Origin of the sequence: Pararhizobium sp. DWP1-1-3 (genome assembly GCF_049896125.1) — a bacterium.
In the GTDB taxonomy this organism is placed as follows: domain Bacteria; phylum Pseudomonadota; class Alphaproteobacteria; order Rhizobiales; family Rhizobiaceae; genus Pararhizobium.
The window spans coordinates 1-15,917 of the sequence record NZ_JAFCTR010000020.1 but is presented as its reverse complement, the minus strand read 5'-3'; the positions used below and the strand labels follow the sequence as shown (position 1 = coordinate 15,917).

16 protein-coding genes are annotated in these 15,917 nt (G+C 61.2%); 11 read left to right on the top strand and 5 right to left on the bottom strand.

What is annotated here, in order from left to right; translation table 11 throughout:
- Positions 1-61 precede the first annotated feature (61 nt).
- Together ACP7BS_RS26845 and ACP7BS_RS26840 are read left to right on the top strand one after the other, a co-directional pair.
- A complete protein-coding gene (locus ACP7BS_RS26845) occupies positions 62-1,942 on the top strand; it encodes a DNA polymerase III subunit gamma/tau (protein ID WP_426240530.1) in 1,881 nt (626 codons plus the stop codon).
- Positions 1,943-1,979: 37 nt separating this feature from the next.
- Complete coding sequence (locus ACP7BS_RS26840; protein ID WP_113313667.1) at positions 1,980-2,303, top strand: YbaB/EbfC family nucleoid-associated protein; 324 nt, start codon at positions 1,980-1,982, stop codon at positions 2,301-2,303.
- 42 nt (positions 2,304-2,345) lie between these two features.
- Here the strand turns inward: ACP7BS_RS26840 and ACP7BS_RS26835 are convergent, their stop codons facing one another.
- On the bottom strand, positions 2,346-2,957 hold the full coding sequence (locus ACP7BS_RS26835) for an MOSC domain-containing protein (protein WP_426240529.1): 612 nt from the start codon (positions 2,955-2,957) through the stop codon (positions 2,346-2,348).
- Positions 2,958-3,015: 58 nt separating this feature from the next.
- Here ACP7BS_RS26835 and recR point away from each other — a divergent pair, with 58 nt between their 5' ends.
- The gene (recR, locus tag ACP7BS_RS26830; RefSeq protein WP_426230976.1) at positions 3,016-3,621 is read left to right on the top strand and encodes a recombination mediator RecR; all 606 of its coding nucleotides are present in this window, start codon (positions 3,016-3,018) and stop codon (positions 3,619-3,621) included.
- A gap of 170 nt (positions 3,622-3,791) precedes the next feature.
- Positions 3,792-5,060, top strand: coding sequence for a lytic murein transglycosylase (locus tag ACP7BS_RS26825; protein WP_426240528.1), 1,269 nt, complete (start codon positions 3,792-3,794; stop codon positions 5,058-5,060).
- Between the two features lie 39 nt (positions 5,061-5,099).
- Here ACP7BS_RS26825 and ACP7BS_RS26820 read toward each other — a convergent pair whose 3' ends face one another.
- From ACP7BS_RS26820 to ACP7BS_RS26810, 3 genes are all read right to left on the bottom strand, one after another.
- Complete coding sequence (locus tag ACP7BS_RS26820) at positions 5,100-5,534, bottom strand: SRPBCC family protein (RefSeq protein WP_426240527.1); 435 nt, start codon at positions 5,532-5,534, stop codon at positions 5,100-5,102.
- Positions 5,527-5,862, bottom strand: coding sequence for an ArsR/SmtB family transcription factor (locus tag ACP7BS_RS26815; RefSeq protein ID WP_426240526.1), 336 nt, complete (start codon positions 5,860-5,862; stop codon positions 5,527-5,529). The genes ACP7BS_RS26820 and ACP7BS_RS26815 overlap by 8 nt, the downstream gene beginning before the upstream one ends.
- A gap of 185 nt (positions 5,863-6,047) precedes the next feature.
- Positions 6,048-7,676: an MFS transporter gene (locus tag ACP7BS_RS26810; protein ID WP_426240524.1), complete on the bottom strand. Its 1,629-nt coding sequence runs from the start codon at positions 7,674-7,676 to the stop codon at positions 6,048-6,050.
- A 264-nt stretch (positions 7,677-7,940) separates the two neighbouring features.
- On the opposite strand from ACP7BS_RS26810, the gene rimP reads away from it, so the two are divergent.
- From rimP to ACP7BS_RS26785, 5 genes are all read left to right on the top strand, one after another.
- Positions 7,941-8,573 (top strand): ribosome maturation factor RimP, encoded by a 633-nt coding sequence (gene rimP / locus ACP7BS_RS26805; RefSeq protein ID WP_426230972.1) that lies wholly within the window; start codon positions 7,941-7,943, stop codon positions 8,571-8,573.
- A 58-nt stretch (positions 8,574-8,631) separates the two neighbouring features.
- Entirely contained in the window at positions 8,632-10,239 is a 1,608-nt protein-coding gene (nusA, locus tag ACP7BS_RS26800) for a transcription termination factor NusA (protein WP_426230971.1), read from the top strand.
- Between the two features lie 48 nt (positions 10,240-10,287).
- A complete protein-coding gene (locus tag ACP7BS_RS26795) occupies positions 10,288-10,974 on the top strand; it encodes an RNA-binding protein (RefSeq protein ID WP_426230970.1) in 687 nt (228 codons plus the stop codon).
- 104 nt (positions 10,975-11,078) lie between these two features.
- Positions 11,079-13,787, top strand: a complete 2,709-nt coding sequence (gene infB / locus ACP7BS_RS26790) for a translation initiation factor IF-2 (protein WP_426240523.1) — start codon at positions 11,079-11,081, stop codon at positions 13,785-13,787.
- Positions 13,788-13,964: 177 nt separating this feature from the next.
- A complete protein-coding gene (locus ACP7BS_RS26785) occupies positions 13,965-14,348 on the top strand; it encodes a hypothetical protein (RefSeq protein ID WP_426240522.1) in 384 nt (127 codons plus the stop codon).
- Positions 14,349-14,382: 34 nt separating this feature from the next.
- On the opposite strand, the gene ACP7BS_RS26780 is transcribed toward ACP7BS_RS26785, so the two are convergent.
- Positions 14,383-14,832, bottom strand: coding sequence for a DoxX family protein (locus ACP7BS_RS26780; RefSeq protein WP_426230967.1), 450 nt, complete (start codon positions 14,830-14,832; stop codon positions 14,383-14,385).
- Between the two features lie 189 nt (positions 14,833-15,021).
- Here ACP7BS_RS26780 and ACP7BS_RS26775 point away from each other — a divergent pair, with 189 nt between their 5' ends.
- A complete protein-coding gene (locus ACP7BS_RS26775; RefSeq protein ID WP_426240521.1) occupies positions 15,022-15,303 on the top strand; it encodes a SelT/SelW/SelH family protein in 282 nt (93 codons plus the stop codon).
- 61 nt (positions 15,304-15,364) lie between these two features.
- Entirely contained in the window at positions 15,365-15,745 is a 381-nt protein-coding gene (locus ACP7BS_RS26770; RefSeq protein WP_426240587.1) for a YqaA family protein, read from the top strand.
- The last annotated feature ends 172 nt before the right edge of the window (positions 15,746-15,917 follow it).

Sequence of the window (15,917 nt, the reverse complement as noted above, 5' to 3'; positions counted from 1 at the left end):
CTTCTGTCCTTTCCGGACATGATTTGCAGCCAAGCGGCCCCGTCTTGGGGAAAAAAGGGCGATGAGCGAAGATAGTCTGATCCCGACATCCGAAAAACCCGCCGCCTACCGCGTGCTTGCGCGCAAATACCGGCCGAAGGATTTCTCCGACCTGATGGTTGGCCAGGAACCGATGGTGCGTACGCTCACCAATGCGTTCGAGACCGGCCGTATCGCCCAGGCCTATATGCTGACCGGCGTTCGCGGAGTCGGCAAGACCACCACCGCCCGCATTCTCGCCCGCGCGCTGAATTACAAGACAGCCGAGATCGACAAGCCGACGATCGACCTTCGCATTCCCGGTGAACATTGCCAGGCGATCATGGAAGGCCGCCATGTCGATGTGATCGAGATGGACGCCGCCTCGCATACCGGTATCGATGACATCCGCGAGATCATCGAGCAGGTGCGCTACCGTCCGGTGTCGGCCCGCTATAAAGTCTATATCATCGACGAAGTGCACATGCTCTCGACCCAGGCCTTCAACGGCCTGTTGAAGACGCTCGAAGAGCCGCCGGAACATGTGAAGTTCATCTTCGCCACCACTGAAATCCGCAAGGTTCCGATCACGGTGCTGTCGCGCTGCCAGCGCTTCGACCTGCGCCGCATCGGCGCGTCCGATCTGGTCGGCCTGTTCACCACCATTCTCGGCAAGGAAGGCATCTCGGCCGATCCGGATGCCATGGCGATGATCGCGCGCGCGGCCGAAGGCTCGGCACGGGACGGCCTGTCGCTGCTCGACCAGGCGATCGCCCATGGCGGCGGCGTGGTCGAAGTCGAAGCCGTGCGCTCGATGCTCGGCCTTGCCGATCGCGCCCGCATCGTCGATCTGTTCCAGCACATCGTCAAAGGCGACGTAGCCGCGGCCCTCGACGAGTTCGCCGGTCAATACGAGGCCGGCGCCAGCCCATCGGTGGTGCTGACCGATCTTGCCGATTTCACCCATCTCGTCACCCGGCTGAAATACGTGCCGGATGCCTCCAACGACCAGTCTCTGAGCGAAATCGAGCGCACCCGTGGCGCCGAATTTTCGTCCAGCATTGCCGTGACGACGCTGTCGCGCATCTGGCAGATGCTTTTGAAGGGCATTCCGGAAACGGAAAGCTCCTCGCGCCCGGCCGGTGCAGCCGAAATGGTGCTGATCCGCCTTGCCCATGCCGCTCACCTTCCCTCCCCCGAAGATGCCGCCCGGCGTTTGCTCGAACTCTCCAGCGGCGACGCGCCGCGCCAGCCGTCCGTCCCGAACGGTGGCAATGGCGGTGGCGCGCAGGCCTCCATGGGTGGATCCGTCCAGGCGCGCGGCAACGACATGCCGCCGGCCCAGCGGGCGACCGGAAATGGCGCGACCATGCTGCGCGCCGTGCCGGACGTGGCACCGTCTGCGGCCATGCCTGTCGGAAAGATCGAGGAACGGCCGTTCGAAGTACCGGTGGCCAAGGCTGAGCCTAAAGTTCCGGTGCGCTCGGTCAGCGACCTTGCCGAACTTTGCGGCACCAACCGCGATATCAAACTGAAGACACTGGTGCGCGGTTTCGTGCGGCTGGTGAACCTTGAGCCCGGACGGCTGGAAATCAACCTGCCGGAGGATGCGCCGAAGACACTGGTCGCCGAGCTGCAGAAGAAGCTTGAGGACTGGACCGGCATCCGCTGGATGGTCATCCTCAGCCGAGAGCCCGGAGCCCCGACACTGCTCGAAGCCGAGACGCAGGCGCAGGAAAAGCGCGTCAGCGACGCGCGCCAGGATCCGGACGTTGCTGCCATTCTCGCCAAGTTCCCGGGCGCCAAGATCACCGACGTGCGGATCAAGGGACCGGAGCTGGAAGGGGAAAACGAGCCGGTGGCCGTGGCCGCCGCCGAATCCGAAGAGGGCGACATCCTTCCCGGCGACGATATCGAGCACTAGTTTAAGATTATCGAGACATTCAGAAGAGGACATGACGATGCGCGACATCATGGGCATGATGGGCAAGGTCAAGGAAATGCAGGCCAAGATGGAGAAGATGCAGGAAGAGATTTCTGCGCTCGAAGTCGACGGCGCCTCCGGCGGCGGTCTTGTCACCGTGCGTATGGACGGCAAGGGCAACCTCAAGGGCCTGAAGATCGACCCGTCGCTGTTCAAGGAAGACGATGTCGAAATCCTCGAGGACCTGATCGTTGCCGCTCACAAGGACGGCAAGGACAAGGCCGAAGCCATCACCGCCGAAAAGACCCGCGAACTGACCGCCGGCCTGCCGATCCCGCCCGGCATGAAGCTGCCTTTCTAGGCGTGGGCCCTGCACGCGGCTTCTGGAGAATTTGTTCCGCGATCAGCCGCTGAGCTTGGCTCTCAGCTTGTGGTGGATGGGCGCTGCGATATAGCGGGCGCGGTCCTCGTCAGAGAGGTTCTTGCCATAGGTTTGCAGCAGCTCCGGCATCAGAACGGGAGAGCCGGAATAGGCGTGATAGTTGATGGCATCGCCAGCCTGGACGACACCATCCTTCAGCACGCGGCAGTAAAAACCCGGCCGTCCGGCACTGGCAAAGCGCTTTGCAAAACTGGGGTCGTCCATGCGAACAGCCAATGTGGCGCAGGGGATGCGGGCCGACGTGACCTCGAGTTCGACCGTCTCCGTCTCGAACCGGTCGCCGACGGAGATTTTGCGGCTGTCGGCGCCCTCGATCACCAGATTTTCCCCGAAAATACCCCGCTCCAGATCGCGGCCGAGCTCCTTCGACCACCAGTCGAGATCGACCGAACCGAGCGCATAAACCGCCTGATCGACGCCGCCATGGTGTTTGCGGTTGCAGATCTTGTCGCCGATCAGCCCTTCGCGGTCGATCATCACTCCGGCATCGACCGGATGCTTGAAGATGCCGGTTTTGTAGGATTTGCCGGGCAGCATTTCGGCGTTGCCGGTGCAGACGGCGCGGATTTTCATGGGCGGCACTTTCTTTTCAGCGATTCCGTTCTGTGGAGATATGGAGTAGAAACCCCGCATGGCAAAGCGAGTCACCGGTCCTGAAATTGAAAAACTCATCCAGCTCTTGGCAAAGGTGCCCGGGCTCGGGCCGCGTTCGGCCCGGCGCGCCGCCCTTCACCTGGTCAAGAAGAAGGACCAGCTGCTTGGCCCTCTGGCCGACGCCATGGGCGAAGCGCACCGCAAGGTCCGCATCTGCTCGTGCTGCGGCAATGTCGATACGATCGATCCGTGCAGCGTCTGTTCCGACGAACGGCGCGACAATTCGGTGATCATCGTCGTCGAGGACGTTTCCGACCTCTGGGCGCTGGAGCGGGCAAGCGCCATGAACACGGCCTATCATGTGCTCGGCGGCACCTTGTCGCCGCTCGATGGCGTCGGGCCTGACGATCTGAATATCAAGGGCCTCATCGAACGGGTGGCGAAAGGCGGCGTGCGCGAACTGATCATCGCCGTCAACGCCACCGTCGAGGGCCAGACGACGGCCCACTACATCACCGACCAGCTCGACGGCCTCGGCGTCAAGATCACCCGGCTGGCGCATGGCGTGCCGGTGGGTGGCGAACTGGATTATCTGGACGAAGGCACGCTGACGGCGGCACTGAGGGCGAGGACGGCGATTTGAGGACGCGTTTGAATATGCCGAACCCTACCCCCCTCTGTCACTGCGTGACATCTCCCCCTCAAGGGGGGAGATCATTCTTTTCCCTCGCCTCTTCCGTCTCCCGTTTTGTCTTTTCAGCTTGTGTAAGCTGGGTGAGGCAGTTTCGGTCAATCTCCCCCCTTGTGGGGGAGATGTCGGCGTCGCCGACAGAGGGGGGCAAGGCGCGGCGCATACTGTCGCTGATCGCAGCCGCCCTCATCGCCCTTGCTCCGATCCCCGCGCTTGCCGCCTCCAAGGCCGAGACCGAAGCGCAATTCCGCCAATGGCTGCAAACCGACCTCTGGCCGCAGGCGCAGAAATCCGGCATTACCGCTAGCGCCTTCAAGGCTGCCTTTGCCGATGTGAAACTCAACTGGGACCTGCCGGATCTGGTGCCCCCGGGCAGCAAGCCGCCCGGCGAACAGAAGCAGAGCCAGGCCGAATTCTCTTCACCCGGCGCCTATTTCTCCGAACAGCGGCTGCAGGGCCTGGCGGCAACGGGCCGCAGCCTGGCCAAGGAGAACGCCGCGACGCTCAAGCGGATCGAGAAGACCTACGGCGTTCCAGGTCCGGTCATCATTGCCATCTGGGGCCGCGAATCCGGTTTTGGCCGGGCAAAGATCCCGCATCCGGTCATGGACGTACTTGCCACCAAGGCCTTCATGTCGACGCGTGGCGATCTTTTCACGCGCGAACTGATCGCCGCCCTTCACATCCTCGACAGCGGCGACGTGAAGGAGGCCGATATGCGCGGCTCCTGGGCCGGGGCCATGGGCCAGCCGCAGTTCCTGCCAACCAGTTTCCTCAAATATGCCGTCGATTTCGATGGCGACGGACGGCGCGACATCTGGAAATCGACGCCCGACACGCTCGCCTCGATCGCCAACTACCTGTCGAAGAAAGGCTGGCAGCGGGGCCGCGACTGGGGTTTCGAGGTCTATATCCCCGCTAACGTGACCTGCGCGCAGGAAGGCCCGGATCTCGCCAAGCCGATTTCGAAGTGGGCATCCGATGGCATCGAACGGGCGTCCGGCAAGGCATTTCCAGCCAGCGAAGCCAAGGCCGAAGGCATGATGCTGGTCCCCGCCGGCCGCAATGGGCCCGAATTCATAGTCACGCCGAATTTCTACGTCATCAAGGAATACAACAATTCCGACCTCTATGCGCTATTCATCGGCAACCTTGCCGACCGGATTGCCTCAGGGGGCGGCGCGTTCAAGCGCGAGTTCGGCGATGTCGGCAAGATGCTGCGCTCGGACGTCCTGAAGATGCAGAAGGCGCTGGAAAAACAGGGTTACGATATCGGCAAGGCCGATGGCTTAGCGGGCTACAAGACCCGCCGATCGATCGGCGCATGGCAGGCAAAGAACGGCATCGAGCCGACATGTTTCCCCCAGAAGAACCTGTTGGGAAAATTGTAGAGCGGGCGAAACCGCTTTCGATTTCGCCCGGCTTAATGGTCAGGCGGCGGCAAGGCTGGTTTCGAGCAGGTTGAGGATCGCCGTCCAGCCCTGTTCGTGGCCTTGGCGTGCTTCCTCGGTTTTGAACTTCACCTGTTTCAGGGTGATTTCCGTGGTGCCGGCATCGACCGTGGCCAGATCGATGGTCACGACGCTGTCGTCAAGCGAATATGGCGATTCCCAGGTGAACGACAGATGGGAATGCGGATCGATCGCAAGATAGGTGCCCGCATGCGGAATTTCCTTTTCGGGCGTCACCATGACGATCGAAAACCGGCCGCCCTTTACCGGATCGTTCTTGACCTTGCTCGGCTGCGAACTGCCGAACGGCGGGGCCATGAATTTTGCCAGCGTCACCGGCGAAAGCCAGGCGTCGAACACTTTTTGGCGCGATGCCGCGATTGTGCGGCTGACTGTGAGTTCAAGCTCATTCATTGTCTTCATCCTTTGAAACGAGTAAGTTTTCCAGCGCCGCAAGGCGCAGTTCCCAGATCGACTTCAATTGCGCGAACCAATCCTCGGTCAGCTTCAGCGGAACGAGCTCGGCTGCGATAAAATGTTCGCGGCCCAAGGTCCGGCGGGTGACAAGTCCTGCCTCCTCCAGCACCTTGATGTGCTTGGAGACGGAATTCAGCGACATGTCGAAATGGGCGGCCAGTGCCGTCACTCTCAATGCACCCTCCTGAACAAGCAGCGTCAGGATGCGTCGCCGGGTCGTATCGCCGGCGGCCTTGAGAACCCGTGACAAATCATCTTCGTCCATTTATTCACCCTAATAGTTGAATATATAAAACATCCGCGATAGTCAACCATATGGATGAATATTATCAAACAGCCAAATTCTGCCCTCCCCGGTTTTTTGAGGCACCCGCGCGACGGGCAACGAAAAGGCCGGCATTGCGCATTGCAAAGCCGGCCCATCGAGAGATTGCAACTGAGGAGCAGTGTTCAGTGCATGTCCATCTGCTGCTTGTAGCGCTCATACTCGTAAGGAAGGATCGTCTGGCGCTCGATCATCCGGTGAACGCGAGGAGCAGCAGCGCCCCGATGCAGTGCCGTCAACCTGTCGCCGATCTCCGCGTCGGCCTGTGTGCGGCGCTGGTTGTGGCGCACATATTCCACCCAGGTCGGCACGTGATAGGTCTCGGTCCAGACCGTCGGATTTTCCAGATCGCGCATCAGCCCCCATTGCCCCGCGCCATCCCTGATCCGGATACGGCGGCGCTCGGCCATGGCGGTGAGGAATTCCGGCACGTCGTCATCGGCGATCTCGTAATCGATCATCACCACGATCGGGCCGCTGCGGGGTTTGAGGTCAAGCTTCAGCAGAGGTTCCGAAAAGCGGTTGAGCGGGTCGAGATTGAGCGACTGAAACTCCGGCAGCGGCAGTTTCAGCCCGATCGCGGCGCCGACGACCATCAGCAGGGCCGAGGCAATCAGGGCAATGGCCGGGCCATAGTTCTCTGCCGCCTGCCCCCACATCCAACTGCCTGCCGCAATGCCGCCAAAGGTGGTGGTCTGGTAGAGCGACAGAGCCCGCCCGACCACCCAGCGCGGCGTCGAAAGCTGCACGGTCGTATTGAACAGCGACAGCGCCAGCACCCAGCCGGCACCCGACAGAAGAAGTGCAAGGCTGGTCAGCCAGCCATAGGGGCTGATCGCCGTGACCAGACTGCTGACGGCAAAACCGGCAAAGGCGATGCGCACGACCCATTCGCTGGACATATGTTCGCGCAGCCGGGCGCTGAGCAGCGCACCACCGATGGCACCGAGGCCGAAGGCACCGAGCATGATGCCGTAGGTGAGAGGGCCGCCGGCGACCAGATCACGGGCGACCAGAGGCAGAAGGGCGAGGATGGCGCTGGCCGAAAGACCGAAAAAGAAGCCGCGCACCAGCACCTTGCCGATATTCGGCGACATCGCGACATAGCGCAGACCGGCGGAAATCGCCCGGCCCATCGATTCGCGCGGCAACGTCGACAGCGTCTCCTCCCGGCGCCAGCGCAAGAGCGCATAGATGATAGCGAAATAGCTGAGCGTGTTGGCAGCAAAAGCGGCGGCTGCCCCCGCTGCAGCAACGATCACGCCACCGATGGCGGGACCGACCGAGCGGGTGATGTTGAACCCCATGCTGTTCAGCGCAACTGCTGCCGGCAGTACGTCGCGCGGCACCATGTCCCCGACCGAAGCCTGCCAGGATGGATTGTTCAGCGCCGTGCCGCAGCCGATCAGGAAGGTGAACAGCAGAAGCAGCCAGGGGGTGATAAAGCCGAAATAGGCGCAGAGCGTCAGAAGCGCCGAGACGCAGAGCATGAAACACTGACCGATCAGCATGATGCGGCGGCGGTCGAAATTATCGGCAAGAGCGCCGGAGATCAGCGAGAACAGCATGATCGGCAGCGAGGTCGAGGCCTGCACCAGCGCCACCATGTTCACCGAATCGGTAATGGAGGTCATCATCCAAGCGGCGCCGACGGCTTGGATCAGCCCACCGAAGTTGGACGCAAGGCTTGCCACCCAGATGACCCGGAACGTATCATGCTTGAACGGCGCCAATGGCGATAATCGATGCGGCAACGCGCTTTCCTACCCTGTGCGTGATTGAATCGTCTTTGACGCCCAATCTAAGCCAGATGACCGGCCGGGCAAGCAAAAGCACCGCCACTGGCAGGATTTCACCACTTAACAGCCTGCATTGGCCTTTTGCGCCTCGGTGAGCGGGATATCTTGCATTTGCGGATAATCGAGCGTATATGACCCTCAAATTCTTGATCGGTTGATGAAGAGTGGGCCCGTCAGGACCCGCTCTTTTTTGTTACCGATGTTTTGGGAGAACATCGTTTGTCCGATACGACAACGGCAGAAAACACACAGGAACCGCGCCTGGTCACAGAAACCGGCATCGACCGGCGCATCGCCGACATCATCGAACCTGTCCTCGTTCCGATGGGCTACCAATTGGTGCGCGTGCGCCTGTCCTCGCAGAACGGCGCGACGTTGCAGATCATGGCCGAGCGGCTTGACGGCACGATGACCGTGGAAGACTGCGAAGCGATCTCGACGGCGATCTCGCCGGTGCTCGACGTGGAAGATCCGGTCGATCGGGAGTATCATCTGGAAGTATCGTCGCCGGGCATCGACCGGCCGATGGTGCGAAAGTCGGATTTCACCCGGTGGACTGGTCACCTGATCAAGTTCGAAACGTCGGTGCTGGTCGATAGCCGCAAGCGTTTCCGCGGCAAGATCATTTCCGCCGACGACGAAGGTTTCACGATCGAGCGCGATCAGCCGGCAGCCGGCGAAGAACCGAGCGTGGTCATTCCCTTTACGGCGCTGGCCGAAGGCAGGCTGATCCTCACGGACGACCTGATCCGCGATGCGCTGACAGCAGACAAGAAGGCGAAGGCAGCCCAAGCCGAACATGGTGTGGCTGCCAACGAAAACTTCGAAGACGAAGATTCGCCGATCAATTGAGTTCATGGGCGCGGGACGCCTTCAAGTGAGGCCCCGGCAATCAGACGGAGACTTTAATATGGCAGTGAGTGCTAACAGGCTCGAACTTCTGCAGATCGCGGATGCCGTCGCGCGCGAAAAAGTGATCGACCGCGAAATCGTTCTGGCCGCCATGGCCGACGCGATCCAGAAGGCCGCCCGCTCGCGCTACGGTTCGGAAAGCAACATCCGCGCCGACATCAATTCCAAGACCGGTGAAATCCGGCTTCAGCGCCTGCTCGAAGTCGTCGAGGTTGCCGAGGATTACGCGACCCAGATCCCGCTGGAGCTGGCCCGCGACCGCAACCCGGACGCCATTCTCGGCGACTTCATCGCCGACCCGCTGCCGCCGATGGATTTCGGCCGTATCGCCGCCCAGTCGGCCAAGCAGGTCATCGTCCAGAAGGTTCGCGAAGCCGAGCGTGACCGCCAGTTCGACGAATTCAAGGATCGCATCGGCGAAATCGTCAACGGCACGGTCAAGCGCGTCGAATATGGCAACGTCATCGTCGATCTCGGCCGTGGCGAAGGCATCATCCGCCGCGACGAAATGATCCCACGGGAAAACATGCGCTACGGTGACCGCGTCCGCTCGTATGTCTACGACGTGCGCCGCGAACAGCGTGGCCCGCAGATTTTTCTGTCGCGTACCCATCCCCAGTTCATGGTGAAGCTGTTCACCATGGAAGTTCCGGAAATCTACGACGGCATCATCCAGATCCGTTCGGTTGCCCGTGACCCGGGTTCCCGCGCCAAGATCGCCGTGATCTCCAACGATTCGTCGATCGACCCGGTCGGTGCCTGCGTCGGTATGCGCGGCTCGCGCGTTCAGGCCGTTGTCGGCGAATTGCAGGGCGAGAAGATCGACATCATCCCTTGGAACGAGAACCCCGCATCGTTCATCGTCAACGCGCTGCAGCCGGCTGAAGTCACCAAGGTCGTTCTTGACGAAGACGCAGAGCGCATCGAAGTGGTGGTTCCGGATGAACAGCTGTCGCTGGCCATCGGCCGCCGCGGCCAGAACGTTCGCCTCGCATCGCAGCTGACCGGCTGGGATATCGACATCATGACGGAAGCGGAAGAATCCGAGCGCCGCCAGAAGGAATTCAACGAACGCACGGCGCTGTTCATGGAAGCCCTTGACGTCGACGAAATGGTTGGCCAGGTTCTGGCATCGGAAGGCTTTGCCGCTGTCGAAGAACTTGCCTATGTCGAGGTTGACGAAATTGCTTCGATCGAAGGCTTCGACGAGGACACTGCCAGCGAACTGCAGACCCGCGCTCGCGAATATCTCGATCGGCTTGAAGGCGAATTGGATGCCAAGCGTATTGCTCTCGGCGTGTCCGACGAACTGCGCACGATCAACGGCATGACCAGCCAGATGCTGGTTGCGCTCGGTGAAGACGGCATCAAGACGATGGAAGACTTTGCGGGCTGCGCCGCTGACGATCTCGTCGGTTGGTCGGAACGCAAGGACGGCGAGACGAAGAAGTTTGAAGGCCTGTTTTCCAAGCTCGAAATCTCCCGTGTCGATGCCGAACGCATGGTCCTGCAGGCGCGTCTTGCTGCGGGCTGGATCACCGAGGAAGATCTGGCGCGTGAAGAAGAAGCGCTCGAAGTCGTGGAAGGCGCGGAACAGGACGCCTGATAAGGCGTTGCTGACCGTGATCCAAGCTGATGCTGCTTGAAAATCGCCATGTTGATTGAAGACAAGGACCCTGCCGGGGACATCGATGGTGAAGCAGTGAACGGCCGCATGTGCATCGTGACACGGCAGAGCGGAACTCCGGAAACGCTGATCCGCTTTGTTGCTGGGCCTGATGGCCGGGTGGTACCCGACCTGAAGAAACAGCTACCGGGCCGGGGCTGCTGGGTAAGCGCCGAACGGGCTATCGTCGAGAAGGCGATCGCCAAGAAGTTGTTTGCCCGCGGACTGAAGCGGACGGATGTGACGGCCGGACCGGAGCTTGCCGATGAGGTCGACCGGCTCCTGTCAATGCAACTGGGCGGCATGATGAACCTGGCGCGAAAAGCCGCGCAGTTCATCAGCGGCGCTTCGAAAGTCGAGCAGGCCGTCCGTGGACTGGCTGCGCTCGCCACCTTCCATGCGGTGGATGCCGCAGCGGACGGGGTGCGCAAGATAGACCAGGCGCGCAAGGCGATGAGCTTTGTCGTCGATGACGGACAGGAAATACCCTCCTTTCGCTTCTTCACCGAGGCGCAAATGGAAGGGCTTTTAGGCCAGAATGCTTTTATCCATGCCGCAGCGCTTGCAGGGCAGGCGGGTGAGGGTGTAGTGAAGCGCGCAAACATGCTCGAAAGATACCGGGGAACCGTCCCCGCTCGAGCCGTTGGCGCCGAATCTGGCTTGCCGACACAATGACGCGGGTCACCGGCGAAGGCCGGCACAACCGCGATTGCAAAACAGAAATTGAACGGCGGGGTCTGGTGATACGCATCCGGCCCTGATCTTAGGAACGGAACGGAATGACCGACAACAACGACGACAAGACATTCGGCGGAGCCAAGAAGACGCTGACCCTGAAGCCTTCCGGGGTGAGCCAGGGAACTGTTCGCCAGGACATGGGTCGCGGCCGGACGAAGGCAGTCGTGGTCGAAACGCGCAAGCGGCGGCCGATGCGGCCGGAAGACGAAAAGCCGGTCATGCCGATTGCAGCCGCACCAGTGGCCCCTGTAGCGCGCGTGGTCGAACCACAGCGGCCGGCGCCCGTGCAGCAGCAACAGCCTGCGCGTCCGGCTCCTCAGCAACAGCAGCCGCGCCAGCAGGATAATCGCCAGGACAACAACAACCGGCCGCGGGTCGGTGTGGTTCTCAATCAGCTCTCCGCTGGTGAGATCGACGCACGCCGCCGCGCGCTTGCCGAAGCCCAGATCCGCGACGCCGAAGACGCCAAGCGCCGCGCTGCCGATGAGGCACTCCGTCAGGCCGCCGAGGCCGAACGTCTGAAGGCCGAACAGGCTGAAGCAGCCCGTCTCGCCGCCGAGGAGGCAGCCCGGACGCCTGCGGAACGCGCCGCCGAAAAGGCAGCCGCAGAGGCAGCGCTTGCCGCCGAAGCGGAGGCAGCAGCCGTTGCCGCCCGCAAGGCGGAAGATCAGGCGCGCGCCGAGGCCGCAAAGCCTGCAACGACACCTTCGACAATTACCCCGGCACTCGCCGCCCGCCGCAAGGCGGAAGGCGAAGAGACAGAGGCCCGTCCGAACCGCGGCGCCACCGCACCGGTTCGCGGCAAGGTCGTTCGCCCGGAACCTGCCAAGGCCCCTGCCCGTCCGAAGACGGAAGAGGAACGCCGCAAGGGCAAGCTGACGCTGACTGCCGCTCTCGACGACGACGGCAATCCGCGCGGCCGCTCGATGGCTGCCATGCGCCGCCGGCAGGAAAAGTTTCGGCGCAGCCAGATGCAGGAAACCCGCGAAAAGGTCATGCGCGAAGTGATCCTGCCGGAAACCATCACCATTCAGGAACTGTCGCAGCGTATGGCCGAACGGGCCGTCGATGTGATCAAGTATCTGATGAAGGAAGGCCAGATGATGAAGCCGGGCGACGTCATCGACGCCGACCTTGCAGAACTCATCGCCGGCGAATTCGGCCATACCGTCAAGCGCGTTTCGGAATCCGACGTCGAAGAAGGCCTGTTCAACGGCAAGGACGATGGCGATTTGCAGCCGCGTCCGCCGATCGTGACCATCATGGGTCACGTCGACCACGGCAAGACCTCGCTGCTCGACGCCATCCGCAAGACCCATGTCGTTTCGGGCGAAGCCGGTGGCATCACCCAGCATATCGGCGCCTACCAGGTCGAGCAGAACGGCAACAAGATCACCTTCATCGACACCCCCGGTCACGCCGCCTTTACGGCGATGCGTGCCCGTGGCGCCCAGGCGACCGACATTGCGATCCTCGTGGTTGCGGCCGACGACAGCGTCATGCCGCAGACGATCGAATCCATCAGCCACGCAAAGGCTGCCGGCGTTCCGATCATCGTGGCGATCAACAAGGTCGACAAGCACGAAGCCGATCCGCAGAAGGTGCGCAACCAGCTGCTTCAGCATGAAGTGTTCGTGGAAACCATGGGCGGTGAAGTGCTCGACGTCGAAGTCTCGGCCAAGACCGGTCTCGGTATCGATAAGCTGCTCGAAGCCATCCTGCTGCAGGCCGAAATTCTCGACCTGCGCGCCGATGCAGACCGCACGGCAGAAGGTACCGTCGTTGAAGCCCAGCTTGATCGCGGCCGTGGTGCAGTTGCCACCGTTCTCGTTCAGAAGGGTACATTGAAGCCTGGCCAGATCATCGTCGCCGGCGATCAGTGGGGCCGTGTCCGCGCCCTCGTCAACGACAAGGGCGAACACGTCAAGGAAGCGCCTCCGTCGATGCCGGTCGAGATTCTCGGTCTTTCCGGCACGCCGCTGGCAGGTGACAAGTTCGCCGTCGTCGAAAACGAAAGCCGAGCCCGCGAAATCTCGGAATATCGTCAGCGCCTGACCCGCGACAAGGCTGTTGCCCGTGCATCCGGCCAGCGTGGTTCGCTGGAACAGATGATGATGACGCTGCAGAATACCGGCCTCAAGGAATTCCCGCTGGTCATCAAGGGCGACGTGCAGGGCTCGATCGAAGCCATTGCCGGCGCACTCGACAAGCTGGGAACCGACGAGGTTCGTGCCCGCATCGTCCATTCGGGTGCCGGTGGTATCACCGAGTCCGACATCTCTCTGGCGGAAGCCTCGAACGCGGCCATCATCGGCTTCAACGTTCGTGCCAACGCCCAGGCCCGCACCGCCGCAGAGCGCGCCGGTATCGAGATCCGCTACTACAACATCATCTACGATCTGGTGGATGACGTGAAGGCAGCGATGTCGGGTCTTCTTTCGCCGGAACGCCGCGAAACCTTCCTCGGCAATGCCGAAATCCTGGAAGTGTTCAACATCACCAAGACCGGCAAGGTCGCGGGTTGCCGCGTCATCGAAGGCAAGGTCGAACGTGGTGCAGGGGTGCGTCTGGTTCGCGACAACGTCGTTATCCACGAAGGCAAGCTCAAGACCCTCAAGCGCTTCAAGGACGAAGTCTCCGAAGTGCCGATGGGCCAGGAATGCGGTATGGCCTTCGAGAATTACGAAGACATCCGCGCCGGCGACACGATCGAGTGCTTCCGCGTCGAGCACATTACCCGCACGCTGTAAGCGCTTCCGGTCTGATAAAGACACTAATGAAAATGGCGGCTCCGGCCGCCATTTTGCTGTCTGGGATCCAACATTGGGCGAAAAGCACTCCCACAGGGCGATCCACCTGAAAATGGATATGGCGGCGGCGGGTGGCAGCGCCTACCTTGCTGGAGTTCAACCGTTCGGAAGGTTCACATGCTCGCGCAATTCCTCGCCATCACCCTGATCAACACATTCACCTGGTTCGGCGGGCAAGGCTATTGCGCCTATGACTTTGCCGTTCTGGAAAGCGGCGAAGAACTGACGGATATTTCGCTGACGCTGCGGCCGCAATTCGACCCTGAGAACACCGCGACCGGCAACACGCCATTGCCGGATGAAACCATCACGTTCGATGTTCTGGGCGGATCGGCCGTCAATGCGGGAAATACGGCGAAGATCGAGACCGACTGCAATGTCGAGGGGTTCGATATTGTCGCTGCCACGGGGACGGCGAAGGGGGTGGCACTGGACCTCATCGCAGCGGAGCGCGTCGAGATCGACACCTACAAGCCGCTGAATCTGAAGATCGGGAAATAGCGCTGCAGCCAGCTTTCGGCCGCAGCGCTTGCTGTCAAATCTGGCGGCCGATCTTGGCGTCGACGGACTGGGAATTCGATCCGCGAATGGCAAAGAAAAAGAAGATCGCGGCCCAGAGGATCGACTTTTCGGCGCCAGCCAGACCTTCGCCCTTAACGATGCCGTGGAAATAGACCGTGACAAGCAGAACGATCATGGCGGCAAAAGATGCGGGGCGGGTGAACAGGCCGATTGCAATCAGGATGCCACCGAAGAATTCCGTAGCCGCCAGAAGCGGCGACCAGAAGACGCCGGGATAGAACCCAAGGCTTTCCACCATGCCGGCAGCGCCAAAGGGATTGATGATCTTGCCATAGCCGTGGGTGACGAGCAGAACGCCGGCAACCACCCGCAGCAGCGTTTCGGCCGTCGTATCGAGCGGCAGGTAGAACCGCTGCAGTGCAGGCAGCATCGCTGGCGGCCGCGTCGATGTAAGGTCAGTCATGTTGGCTCCTCTTGATTTTTGCAACGCAGCATTCTGTTGCTGCGAAAATCACGACGATCAAGGGATGCCCCCGCTAAAACCTGATAAACTGAGTTAACAATTTCGTGAGATATTCTTGATTGTGTGGTGTTGCGGCCCGGCCCGTCGGTGGATAACGTCCGCGCCAACCCAAACCATCACGGAACCGACATGTCTCATAAGCCGCGCATCGCTATTCTCTATTGCACCCAGTGCAACTGGCTGCTGCGGGCTGCCTGGATGGCACAGGAACTGCTCTCCACATTTGGCGACAGCCTGGGCGAAGTCGCCCTCATTCCCGGCACCGGCGGCAACTTTGAAATCCATGCCGGCGAGACGCTGATCTGGGAGCGCAAGCGTGACGGCGGTTTCCCGGGGCCGAAGGAATTGAAGCAGCGTGTCCGCGACGTGATCGAACCTGCGCGTGATCTCGGCCACACCGACCGGACCTGATGCCTTGACCATAAGCCTGCTTTTCGGCGTTTTCAGCGCCGCTTTCCTTTCGGCCACGTTGCTGGTCGGCGTCTCGGAAGCCGCATTGATCCTTGCCTCCAGGCAACCGGATGCGCAACTCATTGCCCTTTTTCTGGCCGCGACGGCGGGCAATGTGCTGGGCGCAATCGTCAATTTCGTGCTCGGCCGCTTTCTCCTTCGTTTCGAAAACAGTCGCTGGTTTCCGGTCAGCCCCCTGAACCGGAAACGGGCGGAGGCGCTATTTGGGCGTTATGGCCGGCCTATCCTGTTGTTCTCATGGCTGCCAATAGTCGGCGACCCGCTGACGCTGGTGGCCGGCCTGTTGCGCACGCCTTTCACCGTCTTCCTCATCTATGTGACGATCGGCAAGGCAGCGCGTTACGCGGTGCTGTTATGGGCATGGGACACGTTTGCCGCCTGACAGGAGTACAGACAAAACGGCGGGAAATATCCTGGCCGATTTTTCCATATACGTCCCACGGCCCTGAACTCGGGTTAACGGGTATTTCGGAAATTTCACGAGTCTGATTCAAGTGTGTCGGTGATTTGGAGGCCGACATGATTGAAGATCATCGCCCGCGGCTGCGGGTTTT